Annotated in this window: 10 protein-coding genes and 1 pseudogene; 8 read left to right on the plus strand and 3 right to left on the minus strand. The window is 56.4% G+C overall.

Annotated elements, in window-relative coordinates; genetic code table 11:
• Positions 1-71: 71 nt before the first annotated feature.
• The 8 genes and pseudogenes from CRO01_RS01450 to CRO01_RS01480 all read left to right on the plus strand — a co-directional run bounded on the left by CRO01_RS01450 (position 72) and on the right by CRO01_RS01480 (position 18,753).
• Positions 72-938, plus strand: a complete 867-nt coding sequence (locus CRO01_RS01450) for a hypothetical protein (RefSeq protein WP_097007345.1) — start codon at positions 72-74, stop codon at positions 936-938.
• Positions 935-1,864: a hypothetical protein gene (locus CRO01_RS01455; protein WP_097007346.1), complete on the plus strand. Its 930-nt coding sequence runs from the start codon at positions 935-937 to the stop codon at positions 1,862-1,864. The genes CRO01_RS01450 and CRO01_RS01455 overlap by 4 nt, the downstream gene beginning before the upstream one ends.
• Positions 1,861-4,938, plus strand: coding sequence for a hypothetical protein (locus CRO01_RS01460; protein WP_097007347.1), 3,078 nt, complete (start codon positions 1,861-1,863; stop codon positions 4,936-4,938). The genes CRO01_RS01455 and CRO01_RS01460 overlap by 4 nt, the downstream gene beginning before the upstream one ends.
• A 1-nt stretch (position 4,939) precedes the next feature.
• Entirely contained in the window at positions 4,940-5,776 is an 837-nt protein-coding gene (locus tag CRO01_RS01465) for a hypothetical protein (RefSeq protein ID WP_089787276.1), read from the plus strand.
• Positions 5,777-5,778: 2 nt separating this feature from the next.
• The gene (locus CRO01_RS01470; protein ID WP_097007348.1) at positions 5,779-11,307 is read left to right on the plus strand and encodes a DEAD/DEAH box helicase; all 5,529 of its coding nucleotides are present in this window, start codon (positions 5,779-5,781) and stop codon (positions 11,305-11,307) included.
• Positions 11,308-11,531: 224 nt separating this feature from the next.
• A pseudogene (locus tag CRO01_RS16860) lies at positions 11,532-11,879 on the plus strand (DEAD/DEAH box helicase); the annotation flags it as partial.
• A 630-nt stretch (positions 11,880-12,509) separates the two neighbouring features.
• Positions 12,510-16,784 (plus strand): helicase-related protein, encoded by a 4,275-nt coding sequence (locus tag CRO01_RS01475; RefSeq protein ID WP_245838512.1) that lies wholly within the window; start codon positions 12,510-12,512, stop codon positions 16,782-16,784.
• Positions 16,777-18,753 (plus strand): hypothetical protein, encoded by a 1,977-nt coding sequence (locus CRO01_RS01480; RefSeq protein ID WP_097007350.1) that lies wholly within the window; start codon positions 16,777-16,779, stop codon positions 18,751-18,753. The genes CRO01_RS01475 and CRO01_RS01480 overlap by 8 nt, the downstream gene beginning before the upstream one ends.
• 1,084 nt (positions 18,754-19,837) lie before the next feature.
• On the opposite strand, the gene CRO01_RS01485 is transcribed toward CRO01_RS01480, so the two are convergent.
• From CRO01_RS01485 to CRO01_RS01495, 3 genes are all read right to left on the minus strand, one after another.
• Positions 19,838-20,104 (minus strand): hypothetical protein, encoded by a 267-nt coding sequence (locus tag CRO01_RS01485; RefSeq protein WP_097007351.1) that lies wholly within the window; start codon positions 20,102-20,104, stop codon positions 19,838-19,840.
• A 254-nt stretch (positions 20,105-20,358) separates the two neighbouring features.
• On the minus strand, positions 20,359-20,712 hold the full coding sequence (locus tag CRO01_RS01490; protein WP_097007352.1) for a DUF7344 domain-containing protein: 354 nt from the start codon (positions 20,710-20,712) through the stop codon (positions 20,359-20,361).
• A 331-nt stretch (positions 20,713-21,043) separates the two neighbouring features.
• Entirely contained in the window at positions 21,044-22,036 is a 993-nt protein-coding gene (locus CRO01_RS01495) for an endonuclease/exonuclease/phosphatase family protein (protein ID WP_097007353.1), read from the minus strand.
• Positions 22,037-22,137 lie beyond the last annotated feature (101 nt).

Consider the following 22,137-nt stretch of genomic DNA (forward strand, 5'->3'; position numbering starts at 1 on the left):
CAATGGGTGCGTTCAGACGGCGTCCATCCCACACCGACGCCGAAACCAACTCCCAAGCGATCACCAGAACGATGCACGATCCACCCGACTCAGAGACGCCAGCATTAGCGGACTTCATCGGAACACGAGATTCGTTTCTCGTGATTCGGGATCCGCAACTAGCAAAGACTGGTTCCCAAGCACGTGCGCAACTCAGATCGTTGCCGTTCCTCGCCAAATTCGGCCTCGATAGAGTCTCGCATCCCGAAATATACGACAACGGGTTGCGACTCGTCGAGTACGAACTGTTTCCGAACGAGAATCTCCGAGAGAATGGGGTGGATGGTGTCGAGTTTCCACTAGTTCACTACGTCAGCCAAGAGATGCTGACGGGAGAACTACGGGACGAAGACAGTACGTTCGACGATCAAGACGTTATTCGGCGGCTGCTGCGGAAGCGCCCGGAAGGTCTGCCATATGTGCTCGTCACTGATACGAGTACACCGAAGATGCCCCGTCATACGAAGAAACCGGGGAAGTCGTTCATCGACGAGTTCGAGTGCACGGTCACCGATTACAAAGGACTGCTGAAGCGGTACATACAGTACAACCTCGACTCGGATCTACCGCTATCAACAACGCAGAATCTGTTCTTCCATCAGATTTCTGCGCATCACAAACAGGAGGGTCTCGAGGCAGGCTCGATTCCGGTACTCTTCGATTACACGCAGATTCCGGCTGACAGTCCCGCCTGGGCACCCCTCTACTACCTCATTCGAGAGGACGTAGACCGTGTACTGGAAGATTACTCCGAGCGCATCAGAGAGGCGCTCCGTTCGTGGACTGAGCGCGGGCCCACGCAGAAAGTCGCGAACAGCATGCTCGACATGCTCGAACGTGTAGAATTCGAGGAAGATCGATTAGACAGTTATCGTTATCGCCACCAGGAGGACATATGAGCACAACATACACACCGGCGACCAACAAGCCGGACAAACTACTCACCGGGTTCATCTCGGTGCGAGCACCGGAGCTAAAACACATCTACGGCTCACTTCAGGGGACCACCAGTGTCTCGGAAGTCACGAGCAAATTCGGTCGACCAGCCACCGGCGGTGAGGTGAAAACCGATCACGTCGAAGGGTCACTTCGTTTCCTGAATGCGGTCGATCTCGTCGAGAGTCCGACCGGAGACATCAAAGATACGGTCGAACCCATTAACGAGCGGCACTTCGAGGGCCTCCCTTTCGAAGCACAGTTGCTATACCACTGCAATCAGCAGGACGGTCGTCAGTCCCACTTTGGGGATGTTCACCGTGCCCTGTTGAGTGAGGGGAGCCGAACGGTGAACGCTGGCCGAGACAACCTTCGAACCATCCTGAAGCGCGAGACTGACTACGATTTCAGTTGGACCGACGAGAAGATCGACATGTGGGTGACGTTGTGCGAGCAACTGGGTCTCGTGTCGGAGACCGAGGACGGTCTCGTGCTGAGCCCCTGTCGGGCAATGATGTACGACGCGCTCGTACTCGCCCCAACTAGTTCGGGAGAGGACGCAGGCTACGACGGAGAGACAGTTGAAAACGGTGAATTCCGACGCGCACTCAACTGGATCAACGACAACTTGTTCACCGTCTACAAGGCACGAACTGGAACGCCGCGGCTTCACCCTGCAATCGCTGACGTCCTCCGTAACATGGAGGAAGATGGGGTCTTGTCCCTGTCTGCACCCGGCGACGCGCAGAACCAGGTAGAAGTGCCACCAGCAGACCTCGACGATGACGTCCGCGGAAACAGACGAAGCGTGACGCACGTTTCGATTCATTCTCGACCGGACGAAACGGCGTATCAGTACCCTCTCGACCAACTTCTCACTCACCAATGAGCCAACAAATCAAAGATTCACCGGCCAGCGGAGAGATGCCCCAATACTGGGACGACGAGGAAGTCGACCACTTCATCACGTCGGAAGCCCATACGAAGAAGAAGACGCCCGAACAGTTCCGAGAGACCCACGTCGACATCGATCGGATTTACGCAGACACGCTGACCCCACTCGGTATCTCGGGCGACTTCGTTACCCAAGAGAACGTACTCGACGCGATTACTGCGTCGAATATCGACGACCCGAACCGTATTTTCATCCTCCGTGGTGAACCCGGATCGGGTAAAAGCCAGCTCTGTGAGTGGACAAAGTATCAGATCAATGGTTACGGCGAGGATGACGATGGCGTCGAAGATTACGTCGCCTTGCACGTCTCCCGTAGCCAGACCCGAATGGATCAGATCATCGACGTCCTCACTGAACCACTCGACGTCGATACTGATGTCAGAAACATCGACGATCTCGACCCCGCCGATGCGGCGAGCGCCATCGTCGAGTATATGCGCGGTATCTGGTCGACCGAACACTTTTCAGACCAAGAAATACAGGAACTGACCGAGAGCAGAGGCGATAATAGCGACCTGCGAGAAATCTTTGCCAAGAACATCAGGGAGTATCAGGAAGCTCTCGAGTCTCGTGACGAGAATCCCGACTTCAATCTGCTAACCCGCGCAGATTTCCGCACTCTACGCCTACAACTGAGCTTCAGTACGAAGCTCACGGAGAACAAAGACGTTCTGTACTCTGTCTTGAAGAACGAGGCTCACGAATACCTTTCCCGCAATCTCGTGGGCGACTTCAAGGAACAGCTACAGCAATACTCGGAGATGTATCAAGAGCGCGGTATCCGGCCGGTACTCATCTGTGAGGACCTCACGACGTTCAGCGTCCTGAAAGAGCAACTACTAGACCACATCTTCGAACTTAGTAGTAGCAGCTACGACATCGTCCTCGGTTGGACGATCGGCTGGGAGCAGGACAACATCGACGACGCCCTCGCTCGCGAAGACGCAGCGACGTACATGCAAGGCCGATCCGAGGGGTACCTAACGATGACCGACGAGAACGGCGAGGCGTACTTCCTCGACGACGATGCTTCGGTAGCCCTCGCCCGATCGTATCTAGGTGCCATCGAACGGAATTCTGATGCGGCAGATGCGCCTCAGGACGTTGCAGAAGCTTTCGACGGTTTATACCCGTTTAACGAGCGCTTCATACACGTCGCTTATCGACAGCTAAACGACGAGGGAAGCAACCGGAAGACGCCGCGACTGTTGCTTCTTCGAGTGGTAAAGCACTGTCTCAAGTCGACGTGGGCACCTTACGAAGCGATGAAGTCGAACTCGTTCGTCGACACGCCGACCTTCGAGATCGACATGAAATACGACCAAATCTACCAAGACGTCAGCCGCTGGTACGGAGTTCCTGTCGAGGACGGCGTCGGGGTCAAGGTCGGCATCTTCGAAACGTTCGGTATCGAACTACCGGACGACGACACTGCCGCTGTGAAAGGCGATTACGTCGTGTTCGACAAGGGCAAGGGGAGTGCGGTACTCGATAAGATCAAGAACCCGCCGGTACCGGATCACGAGGTCGATACCGAGGACGACGGAGACGATACAGAAAGCAACTCTTCTGAGGTCGAAGACGGCGAAGAAGCAGCAGACGACGAGGATCCAGAAGACGAGCAGGTTGAGGTCATCGACGAACCAGAACTGAGCGAGGAAGAACGCGAGCGACAGCGCAAATTCCAGGAGTTCCAGGACTGGGTCACGAGCGGCGAAGAGTATCCCAGTTCGGACACGCTCCACGACGGCGCAGTCGCCGTTCTCGAACGGTGGCACAACCCTACGCGCCTGAGTAATCCGAACTCCTCGACGCGGTCGGTCGGTGGGATCTACTACGCTCGCGGCGACAGTATTCCGGTCTCCATTCAAGGGGACCAACAACGCCAAGCTAGCGTCGACATCGAACTCGAATGGGGCGCAGAACACGCCGATCTCTACACACCGATGCTGGAGTACGGACTGTTCGATATGTTCGACCCGACGACGACGAACTTCGATCAGCTCCGTGCGTGGGCAGACACTAACGTCGCCCAGTTCCAGCATGAAATGCGCGAAGAGATCGAGGACTGTCTTCCCGAGGAACTCACGATAGAGAAAACGCTGGTCCTCGCACAGTTCTTCCTTATCAACGCTGCCCGTGGAGTTGAGGTCGACGACGATCAGATCCCCACAGAAATCGTCTTCGAGGAGTACGACAGCAATCAGTCGTACGGTAAACCGATCGTCGAAAACTTCGATCGAGATAGCGCGTTTGGACAGGCGTTCACCGACCTCACCGTGTCGTCGGGGGATATTAGTGACCTCATCGAGGGGTTCTTCCTCCTCAAATCGAACGTCGTAGACTACGAGCGCCTGTCTGAAGCACGTAGGGAGGTTGCCGAAGACCTCGAGGCACACGTCGACGCTGCGATGGTCATCGATACCGACGAACTCGCTGACGCGTACAAGGTCGGAACGACGCGAAATAACGCCAATACCAAGGTATCGAGTCTTTTCGATCGGATTTCGGATTACGCAGCAGAACTCCAGCGGCTCACGGTCGACGACGACGCATCACACATCCAGGACGCGCTTGAACCCGTTGAACGGTGGTACGACAGCGGCCATACGGTCGACCAGCTCGCAGAGTGGTTCGAGACGTTGTATCAGTGCGCAGGTGCGATGGACGTTCCGATCAAGTCGAGTTACGAGGACGCCTACGAACTGCTCACCGAATCGCCGGAGGAAGTGAAGCTCACGGCCTTCCGTGATGACGTCGAGCAGTTCCGTAACATGGGTGACGCAACCGGTGTGACGTTCATCGCTCGACTTCACGACTTCGCCCGGAGCCAAGACGAACAAGCAGCGTGGGAGATATACGAGGCGTTCGACTCGCTGATCAGCGATCTCCAAGACCAGGAACACGCTACCGGGGCCGATCTCGAACATCGCATCAAGCAACTCAGCGAGTACAGTAACTACGAGCAGAAGCGCCAGTCGATCGTCTCTCTGACGGAGGATCTGTAAAATGAGCGAATCGAAATCACTACCGACGGCCGTTGACGCTCTCGAAGACAAGGCTCGAGAACACAAGCAGGCACAGAACACGCAGTATCACGTCTCGGTCGCGCGGCACAACATCAGCGAGGTGAACGACGAACTCGACGACCTCGCCGAGCGCCTTCGAGACCTGAAATACTACAAGAAAGTGCTTGAGGAGGCCTTCGACGGTTCCGCGCCATCGATGACCAGTAGTGCGGTTCAGGTGGCAGAGAAAGCGGTCGAGGTGACTCAAGAGGATCTACTCGAGAACGTCCAGAGCGACGATATGGGCGAGGGAGACGCGGAACTCGACGATCTTGGCGCAGACGGTCAGAGCGACCTCGAAGTCCAGCTGACACCGGACGTCGAGACCCATATCGAGCAGATTCGCTCGGCGAAGAAGCAGGTAAAGAACGTCACCGAGACCATTGAGAGTCAACTCGACAGCAAGCGCAACGATTGGAGTACAAAGGTCGCGGCAGCGGAAGAACTCCAGAAGATCCTCGGTGGGCAGGACTCGGACTTCGCGCGTACACTCAACCACATGCACACGTTGCTGACGCGGGAGTTGATGGACTCGAGCGGAAGCGCCACGAGCTTCGTATCAAAGTGGGATAACGCCACCAGCGACTGGGAGAAACATCAATCGCTCCAGAGCTTCGACGACTTTCAAGAGAAACACGACCTCTCAGACTCCACGATCGAGGACGTAAAGACGCTCAGTAAGTCCCAACAGCTTACGTTGGCTGATGTCTCGCTCGACTCGCTCGAGGAGATGAAACGCGTGGATGAACTGGAATCGGCGGTGGAGCTTAACCTGTAACGATGAAGGACCCCGTCGCCAGCGCGGAACAAATGCAAGCCGCATACCACGACTACTTTATCGGTCGTGGTGGACGGGCTGCGCGTAGCGTCGCTAATCGCCTGGCGGACGGCGAGGACGACATCACGGGGATGCGCGGCCCCTACCTTCAGGCACTCGACATCCCGAACTGGAGCGGCCGTTCGTGGGACGCGTTCGCCAGGTCGGCACGTCTCGAGCCGCATATCCGCCGGGCTTTCTCGAAGATCGGCTTCGAACGACTCTACGACTTCCAGGAGCGTAGTATCGAGGCCATTCTTGAGGGAGATGATACTGTCATTACTGCCGCGACGGGACGAGGAAAAACTGAAGCGTGGCTCATTCCCATCCTCAACCGCATCCTCGAAGACAAACGGCATGGTGACGGGGGTGACGATACGAGCGTCAAGGCCACGCTCATCTATCCGACGAAGGCGCTCGCACAGGACCAGTTGAAGCGCCTCCTCCAGTACCTCTACCTCATCAATAACCACCTACGGTCGGAACAACAGATTACCGTCGGTATTTACGACGGTGATACCCCGCGGAATGTCGGCGAATCAGGCTCCGAAGGGTACCTCAATGCGACCTTCCGTCACTTCGAGTGCCCTGGGTACAATGACGAACTCGACAAATGCCAAGACTGCGGTGGTGGTGTTCGGATCCGAAACACCGGCGCTCGGTTCAAACTCATCCCAGAGAAAGCGCACTGTGAAGACGATGATCCGCACGACGTTCCGCTCGATTTCCTGCGGCTAACGAAGAACGACATCCTCGAGAACGGTGTTGACATCCTGCTCACCAACCCGGACACGATCAACTACCGACTCATCAACACTAACGCCGAAGACGAACACGAGCGGTTCGTCTACGAACCCGAGTTCCTCGTCTTCGACGAGGTCCACACCTACGACGGCCTGTTCGGGAGCTACACGTCGACGCTGATGAAGCGAATCCAGTCGCTCCGCGAGGAACGCGGCCTCGACGACTTACAACTCGTCGCGAGCAGTGCGACCGTCGAGAACGACGTCGAGTTGTTCCAGAAGGTTAGCGGTGCCGTCGACGTCAAACAGGTGAGTGAGTCACCACGCAACCTCGATGGGGACGCTCCGGACGAGATTCCGGAAGAGCTAACGTCGAACAGTCTGTCCGTCGACCGCATTCTGCGTGCGACGGCCGCGCCGGACGACGTTGTTCCGGGCCTCGATGCGTTCGACTACACGCTGGAGGATGCATCGAGTTACGACCGTGACCGTCGGGAGACGCTAGTGAGTGACGCTCTCTTCGACCATCTCACCGAGGTCGAGGATGACCTCGGCGCACAGGTCGTTCGCTACGTCCACCAGTTGCTGTACGACGAGCCGCTCACACGGTCCCAGCTACACGACGAGTTAGCGACGACGCTGAATCTCGACACCGATGAAGCATCGAAACTGGTGTCGAACGTCCGGACCCTCGGTGAGTTTTCCGGTATGCTGGAGAACCGAAGTCACGTGTTCTCTTGGCCGATCGACGGCTTCTATACGTGTCCATCGTGTGACGCAACGTACCGCTCCCCACAGGACGACTGTAACGAGTGTGGATTCGACTTCGTCACGCGCTCTACCTACTGCCGACACTGTAGCGACGAACACCTTGTCGGATGGTACTGTCCAGGCTGCGACCAACTAGAGCCGTACACGCCGACCGAACACGGGACGATCGACCAAGACGAGGAACACGTCTGCCGCCGATGTGAGGAAGCGCGCGACGATGTCGTCCAGATGGTTCGTACGACGTTCCAGCCGTTCCTCGAGTGCCTCGACTGTGGACACCGAACCGAGCGAACGACGACCCGTGACTGTCCCGAGTGTGGTTCCAAGACCGTCAGGACCGACGATGAGACGTTCACCTGCGTTAATCCGAAGTGTGAGTCGGCTCACGAGATTGAACGAGTCTGCGACAGCTGTGACGGGACCGACTTCGGACTAGCTACTGTTGCGAGTCGGTTCGATTGTCCAGAATGTGGCGCAACTTACGAAGACCCCGAGCAGGCCCCTGACCAGTGTGTCGACTGTGGTTCCTCACTCACCTCGACGAGGTTTCTTCCCTGGGTCTGTGGGAGCGACGATTGTAGTCGGGTCCTCTTCGATGATTCCCCCAATCAATGCGACTGTGGCTCATCGTCGTTCGTAAAGCGCGGACTCTTCGAGATTCACGACGACCAACACTGTCGTTCGTGTGAGACGGCATTCCTCGGCGACGAGGGTTGCAACTGTGACGATCCGGACATCCATCCGCGGACCGGTCACCATCAGGCCTACAAGACGATCGACACCAGGGGGTGGATTCACACGATGAGTTCGCAGCCGTCGGCTGTCCCGTGCCCGCATCCGTATGCCCGGTACGAGATTGACCGCCGGTTCGACGAACTGATGCGAGGTCCGAGCAACCTCGCGGTGACCACCTCGCAGTACATGTTGCGCCGCGTCGCCGACAAGGAGGGCCAACAGGCGGCGAAGCTCCTGTCGTTCGCTGACTCTCATCGTGACATGAAGGAGCTCAGTCGTGACTTCTCGGAACCAGAGGTCGAGACCCTTCTTGATCAACTGTTAATCGAAAGTGCATCGTCCCGAAATGACGGGAACGACTGGACACCGTTTAATCAAGTCCTCGAGGACGCGGCGAACATCGTCGGCGAGGTAAACGATGCACTGGAACCGCCGCGAGTCACAAGGAGTGTCGAGTTTGACCTGAAGTCACGATTGAAAGATCAGCCCCGAAAGCGCTGGGACGACGATGACGCGCTTCGGGATCGACTCACCCGACGCGCACTCGAACACACCTACAGCCAGCGTTTGGGCGAGCGGGATGGCTCCCTCACCGAAGAAGGACTGCTCGATGTCCGCTTTGGCCCAGGTCTCGACGAACTCGATGGTGATGAGCGCGCTATCGTCCGCGAACTCGCCGACGAGGGCAATGACTATCGTGTCGCAAACTTCGACCATCCGAGTCCCGACAGGCCCGCCGAAGCAGTCGTCGACAAACTGGTCGACCGAAATATCCTCTCCTACGGACACTCTGATGACTACGTCTCGTTCGATCCGTCGGCGCTCGCTGTTACGGTTGCGGGCGACGGTGATGGTATTCGGTTCGACCCTGATACTGAGCGGTACTACACGACGCTCCAGCACCAGTTTGGTCTGGATACGCAGTCCACTGTTCAGTCCGGAACGTCGCTCGCCGAACGTGCCTCGACCTCCCATCCCCGGTTCACACAGCGTGCCCACCGTGCCGAATACTCAGAGACGCGGATTCTCATCTCTGAGGAGTATCTCGGGGCGACGAATAAGCGCAAGCGTCGGGAGTTAGAGTACCTCTTCCGCGAGGAGAACTACCCCCACCACCTCTCTTCGGGACCGACGATGGAACTCGGGGTCGACATCGGCAACCTCGACGCACTCCTGCTGTATGGGACGCCGCCGAACATGAACGCGTACCTCCAGCGGGTCGGGCGTGCAGGGCGTAGCTCCCATTCTTCGATGGTCCACTCGGTCAGTCAGCGCAACCCGATCGACTACTACTACTACGACCACCCGGACGAACTCATCGACACCGACCCGACTCCAGTACCGCTCAACGAACACAACGAGGAAGTCCTACGCGTTTCGCTGTCATGGGGAATCTTCGACTACGTGGCGGCTAACTTCACTATTCCGTGGGACGTCAGTCGACACGGTCGCGCGCGGTCGATCGATGGTGGAGATACCTATCACCGTCGGAGCATGCTCGACGAGAGCGAACGTGACGATGCCAGTAAACTGACCCACGTGATGTCCCTCGGTGCCGACACGCTGTCGCTCGGTAGCGACGACTCAAAACTCGACGTACTCGGCGAAGTCGTCGACGACTATGAACGAGACATCGCCGACTACCTTGAATCTCTCCTCGACTACCGCTACTGCGAAGAATGTGAGCGACGGTATGCTACTGACGACGACCGCGAAACGTGTACCGACAGTGACTGTGAGGGAGAAATCCTGCACGCTCAGAGCGAGTTCGGCCACCTTGTCGACGACGTTCTCGCGAACTTTGACGAGCGCTACATCACTGGATACCGCGAGTACAAACAGGGGCTGGAAAGTGAGTTGTCCGACCTGAAACGACGTAACTCTCGGTTGCGTCGTGACCAGCAGCGGGCCGGGTCAGACGAACGGGCACGCATCATGCGCGAACGCCGGGGCCTCAAGGACCGCATCGAGGTTCTCGAGGACTACCTCTCTGATCTGGGCGGCGCGAGCTACTTCGACTTCCTCAGAGAGTCCCGTGAAAGCAAATACGACTTCTCGATGCGGAGCGTCGCCACGACGGCCGGTCTGTCTCTGGTTGACGAAGGGTACAACCGCCGGAACGTCGGCGATCAGGGGAGCGGCCGTGCGATGCAGATGGCGCTCTCAGAACTCCACCCCGGTGCCGCCTACCTTGACGGCGGGGAGACGTACACCGTCTCGCGCGTCCGACTCGACGACAAGGCTAGCTCGGACCTCCGGGATACCGTGAGCGAAGCCGTCGACGGAGATCACCTGGCCGAGGAACTCGTCTGCCCGGCGTGCCACACCTCGCACGACCTCGACGCTGACGGGTGTGATTGCGATAACGATGTACCGCTCAAGCGACGCCGACTGGCGGTACTCGATTCGGTCGATGCCTACCACGACAACCTCAAACTGACCGCAGAAGGTGACGAAGCGCGCTACCTCCACGACGAACCGAACAAACCGATCCAGAACACGTACGCCGAGCGGGAGACGTCGATACTCGAGTTCGACTCTGAACGGACGTTCGAACTCCAGGATGCCGATGGCGATCCTCTCGGGACGATCGAGTACGGCGATTACTCGGTCCTGCTGCATACGAAGAGCTACAAGACGAAGTACAAGTCCGGTGAGGTCGATCCGAGGCCGACAGCCTTCGAGGTATGCGGTGAAGAGAACTGTCCAGGCGTCATCTATCGTGACGATGACGACGAGCGTCGGTGCAGCGCCGACCCTGACCACTTCCCTAACGGCCGCGGTGCTGACTCCGAGTTCATTCGCCTTGGATACCAGTACGACACTCAGGGTGTCCGAGTTGACCTCAACGACCGCGACCTGTCGCACACGTTGGCTCACGGCCTCCGAGTCGCGCTGCAATACCTCGGCGGCGTCAACATTCGTGACCTCGCCGAATATGTCGGCGAGGATCACGTAGACGTCTTCGAGTCTCAAGAGGGCGGGTCCGACGTCGCGCGACTCCTCTTCGAACGGACGGACGGAGAGTTCCGGGCGTTCCACCGTGCAGTCGGGCTTATGCGCGATCAGTTCGACTGTGACTGCGAGAACGGGTGTCCGTCCTGTCTCTACCAATACGGCTGTGACGTCAGGAACGACCAGCGGTCGTTCGACCGAGAACGTCTTCGAGACATCCTCGCCAACGGTAGCGTGATCATTCAGCCGATCACGAACCACGAAATCGACGAACAGCTCACCGACTGACCAACATCCCACACAAATTGCCACCGATGGATTTCGACCCACTCGAACTCGCGAACTCGATGCGCGAATCGTACGCTGAACACTACGCCGGCTCCCAACCACAGCGAGCCGTCAAGAACCTCGTCTCGCGGTACCACGACGGGTCTGGCGAGTCACTGGAGGAGGACCTTCCTGAGTTCATCCGGACGAAAGGCCCCTTCCTCCAGGTGCTGGACCTTCCACGGATGAGCGACACCTCTTGGGAGACGTTCGCCAGTAACCAGGGCCTCCACGACGATGTCACCGAAACGTTCTCTGAGGCCGGGTTCCGATCCCTGTATGAATTTCAGGAGTCAGCGGTCGAATCGGTTCTCGAGGACCACCACACGCTCCTGACCGCAAGTACGGGTCGGGGAAAGACCGAGGGATGGCTCATCCCTATCCTTCAGTTCATTACTGAGGCAAAAGCGGGTCAGCACGGCGACCATCCACCAGACAGCGTCAAGTGCGTCCTCACATACCCGACAAAAGCACTCGCACAGGACCAGTTGAAGCGATTGATCGACTACCTCTTCACGCTCAATCGAGATCGGTCGTCGGACGAGCAAGTGACCGTTGGTATCTACGACGGTGACACTAAGCGTCGCGACCCCGACGAACTCGCGTACCTCCAGACCACGTTCCAATACTTCGACTGCCCGTGCGACGAGTGTGATTCGTCGCTGACGGTTAGGCAGCGTGACGACGACTCGTTCGTCGTCGAACCGATGGTGGAACACGAGGACGACCTCACGTTCGATTTCATCAAGGTCACTCGTGACGCCATCGTCGAATCGCCAGCGGACATCCTGTTGACGAACCCAGACACGATCAACTACAGGCTCTTCAACGTCAACGGTGACGAGGAACAGCAGCGCTTCGTCGCCGAGCCGAAATACTTCGTGTTCGATGAGATCCACGAGTATTCCGAACTCTTCGGTTCGTTCACGTCGACGCTCATGCGCCGGTATATTCGAGAGCGGCAGGAACTCAACGGGTACGAGAGTGAGGCAGACGACGATCTCACCATCGTCGGTGCGTCGGCGACCGTGGAGAACAAACGGACGGTCTTCCAGCGCATCAATCCGTTCGTCGACCCTGACATCGAAGTTGTCGAAGAAGACGAGCGTACCCTCGACGCACCGTTCCCCGTCGACATCCCCGACGAATTTGTTTCGGCAGAAATGAGCGAAGAGGAGTTACGTGCCGGGGACACCGATGCCGCGAGGCAAGCACTTGACGCCGCTGCCGTAAAGGATGGTAGTGAGGACGTTGATGATGCGCTCTACGAACATTTAGTCGAGGACGAAGGTGGGCCCCTTGAGTTCGTCCGCGGGATCTACGCGGCGCTCCGTGAGACCCCACTTCGGCCAGTCGGTCTTCGGGGCCGCCTGATCGACGAGGCTGGGCTTTCTGAGTCCCAGGCGGAGACAGTCGTAGCGAACTTCATGACTATCGGCGAGGTGTCGGGCATTCTCGAGCGCCGCGCCCACTTGTTCAGCTGGCCGCTCGACGGTTACTACACGTGTATTAACTGTGGGACAGTCTACGACACCCCGCAGTCGTCCTGTACTGAGTGCGGCCACCACTTCGTGACGAAACTCTCGTTGTGTAACGAGTGTGGTGAAGAGTCGCTTGAATCGTGGTTCTGTCCAAACTGTGAGCGCCTCGCACCTCATACCGTCACGTCGGAAGAAGGCCGTTTCGAGTATTTCCAACGGAGAGAATGTCAGTGTGAGACCATCGACGGCGAAACACCGGAGATGGTTCGAGTTTACTGGCGACCGTACTACGAGTGTACGGACTGTGGCGAGCGTCAGAAGATTGACCATCAGCATGACTGTCCCGACTGCGACGCCTCGATGGTCCTCGACGATTCGATGGAGAAGCACGTTTGCACCAACCCAGACTGTGACGGCGAACTCACGGTCGAGGAAGCACGGGAACCCGAATGTCATTCCTGCCGTTCCACTGCGTTAGAGCCGCTTGCAGACGAAGATGTTCAGTATTGCACCGAGTGTGGAGAAGTCTATGAAGATCCGGAGGGTCAGGAGTGCACTACGGACGACTGTGACGGCGAACTCACGCCCAAACGGTTCCTCGGATGGACGTGCAGCGACCCCGGGTGCGACGAAGTGTATTTCGGTAATCCACCCGCGTCGTGCAGTTGCAATAAACGGAAACTCGTTCGATCCGCGCTGTTCGACATCAACATGGTCGACGAGTGTCAGTCCTGCGGGCACGAGTTCCTTCCTAACGGTCCACACAACTGCAACTGCGACGATCCCGAGATTAGCCGCCGGGCGAAGGGCTACGGGAACTTTCGGATGGTAGACGATAACGGACGAATCAGGGAAGCGAGTAACTTCTCCGGCGGACTGCCGTGTTACCACGAAGATCGGCGAGAAACCTACGCGAAGAACCGGCGATACGACTCGATGCTCCGTGGTCCGGCCAATGCTGCTGTGACGAGCGGGCGCTATTTGTTGCGTTCACTGGCAGATCGCGACGATCCCAGTACCTTCGGAGAATCGAAGATGCTCTCGTTCGCGGACAGCCAGTCCGACATGAAGGAACTCGAGCGGAACTTCCGCGAACCCGAAGAGTCGTTCTTCTTCGACCAGTTGTTCGTAGATAGCGTCAGCTCGGAGGCCGACGAATCGGGTTGGGCAACACTGTCCGACGTCGTGGAGTGCGGAGTAGACGATGCACACCAGTACGAAGGGCAATTAGTCGGTAAGGACGGTAACGCCCCGCAGATGTACGAACATCTGACCGGCTACGACCAGTCGGTCGACGAATACCTGACAGAAGAATTGCTATCTCGCGTCTTTGAAGGTAAGTACAGTCAGCGTTACCGCAGTAGCCAGCTTAGCGACGAGGGGCTGGTCGACGTTCGGCTGGACGCCGGACTTGACGAGCTCAGCGAGGGCGAGCGTGAGTTACTCGTAGAGGCAATCGGTCAGAACCACCATTATGAGCCGAATCTGGTGGACGAGCTCGAGAACGGACACGACCATCTCGACTCCCTCGTCGATCGCGGTATTCTACGTCGCATCGAAGAGGAGGGGAGTCGGTTCGTCATGGTCGACGAAGATGCGGTCGAATGTGCGGTCGTCGACAACGTGACGCCGACGAACTACAGTCCGAGCCAAGAGGAATACGCGACCTCGCTCGAAGTCACTCTAGGGCTCGCACCGGATGATGTCATCGAGTTCGGAACGACGATAGAGGACCGGTCGGAGTTCTCTCACTCCCACTACTCCCTGACTGCTCAACAGGTTTCGACGTCCGACCCGATGATGTTGCTCGCGCGGGCATACTACGGTGAGACCGATCGCGACGAGCGGCGAAAACTGGAGTACCAGTTCCGACAGGGGCGGTATCCACACTTCCTCTCGTCCGGGCCGGCGATGGAGTTAGGTGTCGACATCGGCGACCTCAACACGCTCCTCCTGTACGGGACCCCGCCGAACGCCAACTCGTACCTTCAGCGAATCGGACGTGCGGGTCGGGCTTCGGGCAATTCCCTCATTCACTCGGTCAGCCAGCGGAACCCCATCGATTACTACTACCACGAACACCCAGAGGAACTCATCGCGGCCGACCCCCAGCAGGTTCCGCTCAACGAGGTGAACCACGAAGTGCTCCACCAGTCGCTTTCGTGGGCCGTCCTCGACTGGGCTGCGACGACCCGATGGGTCCCATGGCGCCGCGAACAGAGCGGTCTCGAAGACCTCATCGTCTGTGGCAACGAGCCAGTACCGCGAACGGAGCCCCGACCGAACGACGTGATGACGTTCACCGGGGTGCTTTCGTCCACGAACTTCCAAGTCCAGAGTTGGAACGATGATGCTCCGCTCGAAGCACTTCGAAGACTCCTCGACGAGAACCGGGATGAAATCGAGCGGTGGTTGGAGGACCTCCTGTCGTTCAGCGTTTGTTCAGCGTGTGGCCGAAAGCACGCCGCTGGCTACGGCGGGGAGTGTCAGCGTAACGACTGTGACGGTGTCGTCGAGTCGGTTCTCGATAAGCATGGGGACATCGTCGAAGGGATCCTCGCCGGAACCGAGGACAAACAGAGCTTCGAAGAGACTATCGTCGATCTCTATCGCGACCAGCAAGACGACATCTACGACGACATCGATGAACTTGACGAGGAAGTAAGCGATCTACGGCGAGAAGAACGGAATACTCGCGACCGCGACGAAAAGCGCCGCCTACGAGAACAGCGAGAGCAGGTCGAGCGTCAACTCGACCAACTGAACGACTATCTCGACCGACTCGAGGACATGGACTTCGGTAGCTATCTGAACCGGGAGAGTCCTGCTGCGTTCGGATTGCGGTCGGTTGGTAGCTCGGTCGATTACCAACTCGTCGGTGAAGACTTCGAGCACGTCAGCGACGGGTCACGCGAGCGCCGCATCGCTCTCTCTGAACTCCATCCTGGCGCTGCGTATCTCTACGACAGCGAGACCTACGTCGTGACACAGGTGTACTGGGAGCCGCTGGAATCCGCACGCATCACTGACGACCTCGAAGATGCGGCTATTTGTCCGACGTGTGCTTCCGAGTACGATAGCGACACTTCCAACTGCGAGTCGTGCGGGACGCGACTGAAGCCGCTCGTCACTCAGGTCCCGGAGCGAGTGATCGCATATCAGCACGATCTCCCGCTCAGTTCGACGCCGAGTACCCAGCAACTTCAACCCTCGACGGTCTACCAGAACGATACGGAACCCCAGAGCACGTACGCTCCCGTCGAAACCGATGCCGGCGATTCGTTCGAGGCGACGTTCTCCCGGGACATCGTCGACGAAAACGGGACCGTCCACGGACAGTTCGAGTACGGAGACGTCACGCTACTCGCCTCGACGAGCAAATACTGGGCGACCTACAAGGACGGTGGAGCAGACCCGTTACCGAACGTGTTTGAGATGTGCGGTGTCGACGGATGTAACGGAGCAATCGCGAAAACCGGAGACTCGGCATACTGTACGAACAACGTCGAACATCCCGTCGATGAGAGCGAGGCTGTCCGGCCCGCAACGAAGTTCTCTACGAAGGCGGCCCGGGTACGCTTCGACAGCGAAGAACTCGAACACGGCTTCGCTCACGGCCTCCGAGTCGCACTCCAGTACATCGGCGGCGTTAGCGTCAGGCAGGTTCCAGAATCCATCGAGGACGAAGGAACACTAGTCTACGATTCCGACGAAGGCGGAAGCGGCATCACCGTGCTGCTAACTCAAGATGACGGAGAGAAATTCGAACGCGCCGTCGAACTCATGCGTGAGGCGTTTTCACCGGACGAGTCGAAGTGTAACTGCGAGAACGGATGTCCGTTCTGCCTCTACCAGTATGGGTGTGTAGAGCAGAACGACCCCGAATCGTTTGCAAAGGACGAACTGCTAGACCTGCTATCTCACGAGCTTCACCTCGAACCGAGGAACGATGAGTAATCCACTCAACGCCGCGAACGAACTCCGAACGCAGTCACCTGAGCGCCTCTGGGCGCTTTCAGCGGAGAGCGTGTACTCTGCACTCGCCGCAACAGCAACTGGGGAGCCCATACAGGAACGCCTCGAACCGCATGTTCGGACTGAAATTATCAGAACGAATGACGAACGAGGCCGCGATCCCGTCGTCTCGATACACGAGTGGCTGCTCGACGAACTCGGTCTCGTCGACAACGGCACCATTTCGCTACTGGGAATGGTAGTGCTAATCTCGGACGAGCCACAGCCGTTCATCCGAACAGCTACTGTCGCTCGGCTTCAGCCAGCTGAGATGGTGCTTCGCTCGTGCAACGAAATCGAGGAGGATAACGTCCCGAGACGCGAACTCGACAGCCTGCTCGCCGACGAGTGGGATGAAACCGTTCTTGCTCCCCTCTTAGGGTCGCTCGGGTTCATGACGATCTATCCCGATAGCGTCAACCTCAATCGAGAACGGATCGACAGTTCGCTGTCGGCCCAGCAGACAATGTCTACCGAGACAGTTGTTGCAGAAGCCTATCGCGACATCCTCTCTCGCGTCGTCGAATCTGCGGACGCAGCCTGTCTAGAAGACCTCGTGCAGCGATTAATTGGAACAACTCCGACGAAGGGAGAACTGGAGGTGGCCGAGGTAGCAAACCTCGCCAGTACGCAAGCGATCACAGTCGATGAAACGGAAGTCGAAGACGCAGTCCGTAACCAGCGGCAGGAATACGAGGACGAATTCGACCAAGTGCGATCACTGCTGGTGCCATCAACTGAGGCCGACTTAGAGAGGGTCAACACGGACCAGTCGGTCGGACTCGACGATGTATCGGAAGATGCGGATCTTAGCGCTGATGAACGGGAGGCAGCTCTCAAAGTCGTCGCCACTGTTGCGGCATACCCCGTTCTGGCGACGTTCGACGTGCACTTCGTTACTGAGCGGTGGCCGAGCGTAACGCCGTACTCTCTCTACCAAGCACTTTCATCAGTTCCGGGAGTCGAGTGTGAGGTCAGCGACGGCCTCGTCGAATTTGAGACCGTGCCAGAAGCTGTCGATGTCGAGGCTGTACGAGACGAATATACGAAACACCTCGTGGAACGCTGTTCGGACATTCAGAGTCGCATCGACACCCTCTCTCAAGAGACGGTGTCATTCCCACCTGACCCCGTCGCGACCGAGTCGATGGTGGTTCAGGACTACGAGTCGATCGACAGCGGGGCGATCGCACCGACCTACTTCACCTACACGCTCGTCGATCCGGACGCTCTCGGAGAGCAAAAGATGGACGCCTACGTCGGAGATTCACGTGGACTCGGTAGAGAACGGGCACGTCTCCGCCGCTGGCATGAGAGGCGCTCGTCGGGACTGAAACCGTACACTGCAATGACCGACCGCTTGTTCAGCCTCGGCCTCGAGCGCGACATAGAGGACAAGGTTTTGCGCATCATGACACCGTTCGACGACGACACGTTCAACGAGTACGTGGCCCAAATTCGTCGTCTTCTCGAACATGGCTTCGAGCTTCGTTTGCTCACTCGCCATACGAAGGAACCCTGGGAGTGGCGGCGGCTTCAACGAAACCTGCTGAGCGAGATCAAAGAACATCGTGATCGAGTGACGGTGCGTTCCTATTCGCGGTTCAAGGAACACCAGCGTGTGACGCCCGATATGGACTTCCGCGATCTCAATGAAATCGGGATTCATGGCAAACTCCAGACGGTCGGTGCACCGGAGGAAGGGGCAGCACTCCTCGGGTCTGCGAACTTCATGGAGAACAGTTACGACTGGAACCCCGAATGTGGGATCTACACCGAACGAACGCAGTTTGTTGATGCCGCAGTCGAATTCTTCGACATCGTATGGGACATCTCGGCGGCTGACGAATTATCGATTGAGCGCTTGCAAGAGATTCCCGATCACCAGCTAGTACCAACGTACTATAGCTAGCTTGTCCTGCCTAGCAAGCGCATTTGGATCTCTGCCTCAGAAACATACGTTAGTATATAAGTAGTACAAATATGTAGATAGCCCAACTGGCGACTGAAGTTCTTCGCAAGTTGGCTCAGTCGATTCGTCGCCTTAATGGCTCATAGGCATGGGTTCTTACGGACTCAAAACCACCCTCACGACTCCACTTTTTGCTATATAAGCGTATTAGAAACGATAATACCCCATCTAATGGCGAGAAAAAGCGTGAGAGGTGTCGCCGATTTTTGCCATTGTCGACTTCACACTTTCTAAGGAGTTTATAGAAACCGAAATAGGATTTGAGTTTTTGTTTCCCACTAAAACTGCCGAAAGACGATGCTGGTGACAAATATAGCTTCTCGGGATGACACAAATGTGTGCAAACTGCCCACATCGGTCTAAAAATCGCAGGCCATCGAGACGACTCTGAAATCATCCAAATGATATTCTGTGTATCAACTCCCGTATTATAAATAATATTACTATTATGCAGCACGCTTGGCATACATCATGAGAGAATTTTTACTGTAATGTGGGCAGATTGCCCACAGAGTTCTAGAAATCGCAAGACGAAATCCGAAACACAATATTCAAAATCAGACATGTGCTAGGTAGCCCACTATACATAAGATGGTTTTTATAATTCAGATTTAATTCGCGTCCGGAATAGTTTGACTGATTATCATAATGTGGGCAGGTTGCACACATTCCTTGAGAATTGGTGGACGTGGCAAGAGGTATCGTATGAAAATTCTGGTATTAGGATGTTTGTCAGTATTACATAAACTCCTATACACTATTGGCCACCAAATTGAACTCCATCTGTTATTTCTGCGTTTTCAGACCCCACTGCTATTATTAACTCGTAGGTTTTGGCGAATCGCCATACTGCAAGGGGTCTAGTGTGTTGGAGTCATCGTGAGAACGTCTAATTGGCTCGCCAATACGGATCCTTCGAGATTGCACACAAGAGCGTTCCAGCGTGACGTCTTGAGCGACGTGGTTTCCTACCGAAAGTCGCCGCTGCCCAGTGATTCATCAGAGCCAACTCGTACAAAATTGGTCATTCGCACCAGCAGCGAACTCGACTCTCATCCTCTTCGGTTTCGACCTCACACGTGAATGAATCTCCTTCAGGGAACATGATGAACCGATCTTCTTCAACGTTTTTGACGCAGTCAACGTCCTCTATCTCCCAATTCGCATCTTCACCATCCTCCCATGTGTAGTAGTCATTCTCGCCTTCAACTGCAAAATCAAGGATCCCAGATCCACTCCCGAGAATGTGTTCAACTTGTTCCAGCGTGGTTGACTGAGAGATTCTTGGCATGGTCGAGTGTTCTGTGTTCACACAAATTAATACCGGCTACTTTGGCGGCGCTGTGTCACTATTTCAAAAGGGAAGTTCGTGCCACCGATGGAGGATGGCAACTCCCAAGCTTCCCAGGTGGGGACGACGTAATTTTAGAGCATACCACGCATCCCACTACGCGGTAGGCCGTCGTCCACTGGATCAAATGCGGTCAAGAGATAAAGATATTGGCCGCGTAGACTGGTGACTTACTTTATTCTGAAGAGGTGACCTTAGACCGAGATGGCGAGCTGAGCGAGCACAGAGATCGATGCGTACCTCTGGAGACGGGAGGTTACCACTACCTCCTTCGCTGATTCATCGTACTCAATCAAGCCCCTCGCGCTGAGTTTCGGGAGGTGCGTTTGGATCAGTCCGTTGTAGGCTGATTCGTAATCGCCTGTACTGACCTGCGTGGGCGGAGTTCCGGTCTCTATCCCTCGAATGACCCTCGCGATGTGACGGACTGTTACAGAGGCGTTCTCCTCGAACAGAGAGAGGTACCGAATGAGCAGGTTACGCCGTTCGTTGCCGAGGAGTTTGTGAACCGAAGCCGGTTGGGTGTCGACGTCACTCTTAGCTGCCATTCTTCTCCACCTCCGTTGAGGGCAATGCGATAGTTGCGTCTACTATTCCATCGTCGGACTTTTGCGAATCGTCCTCGACTATGTACATGCTGTCTGCTCCAGACAGCGCGGGTTCGGTGTCTTCACCACCGGGCCCACTTCTGTGGACCACCGCGCGTCAAAAACGTGTAGGTCGAGAACCGTCTTAACCGTAGGTAAATCGGCTCAGTGACCAACAAACCAAGCTTTGGGGTTCGCCTCTCTTAGAGAAACCGGGTTCTGTCAAAACCTCCCCCAGTTGATAGAACTCGTATGCTGGATAGAAGGGCTATCCTCACTACCGTTAGCAGTCTCAGGTAGAGAAGTTAGGCGAAAATCGGACAAAAAGCGGAGCGTGATCACTGCATTCGAGTCCATCAGCGTCATAATAACAGTCCTCAGGATTCAGGCTCTCTGATGCGATCACGTGGTCGAATCGTTTCCCCGTCAGGGTATCACAGTCTCCCGTAGGATGACTGATGTCTAGTGTATCGAGATCACCGTAACCGTAGATTGTTCGAAAGACATCTACCATCCCAACATCCTCTAGACCTGTCAGAATGTTGCACTCTGCGGCCTGCCATCGCTCCGATAGTGCATCGTCCTTCTCGCTTCGCCACGGAATCACCTCACCGTCCTCGGTCTCAGCCTTGGGTGCATTGAAGTCCCCTGCGAGTATTCGGGGCCCGGTCTCTTTCGCGAGAATGCGATTGTATACGTTCTCCAGAACCTTGATCTTCTCCTCTCCGAACATATTCCCAGGCACGGTCCGTACGTTCCAGAGATCAATCGTTGTGTCTCCGAAATCAACCTCTGCGTTGAGAATCTTCTCAGGGAAATTTGTATCCCAGTGCTTGCGGGTAGCGTCACCAAACGGGGGCTCACTGATACTTGGCGTCTGTCTACTGAGGTCTTCCAGAGCACTATCCTCGTGTATCGCAATGAGATTCCCGTTCACCCCGTTGAAATCTTGGAAGGGGGGCACGTCAAGCTCTCCGAGTTTGCGACTCCAATCCAAGGTATCCACGATTTCTGCATACCCGGCAATGCTCTCCAGTTTGTTATACCAGAGTTCACGCCGGTTAGTCGTCACTTCGTTGAGCATCAGGAGATCGGGACAGTCGGCATTCTCCACAATGAACCGAATCTGCTTGTCAATTCGGTCAGGTGATCCGGCCGGCGGAAACGCACCCTGGACGTTCCACGAAAAAACCTCCATACCGTCTATGTCTGGCTCTAGAATTATAATCCAATCCCAGCGTTTGAGATACGCGCGCTGTATTCCAGCACGACCGCTAATCTCCATCACCTGCTGTGGGTTTCAACAAGACCAGAAAAACCCACCTCCGGCTCGGGTACGTCCTAACGTGATAATATTTTCATCCGTTCCGGAACTACACTTCGACG

The organism is Natronoarchaeum philippinense (assembly GCF_900215575.1).
Classification (GTDB): Archaea; Halobacteriota; Halobacteria; order Halobacteriales; family Natronoarchaeaceae; genus Natronoarchaeum; species Natronoarchaeum philippinense.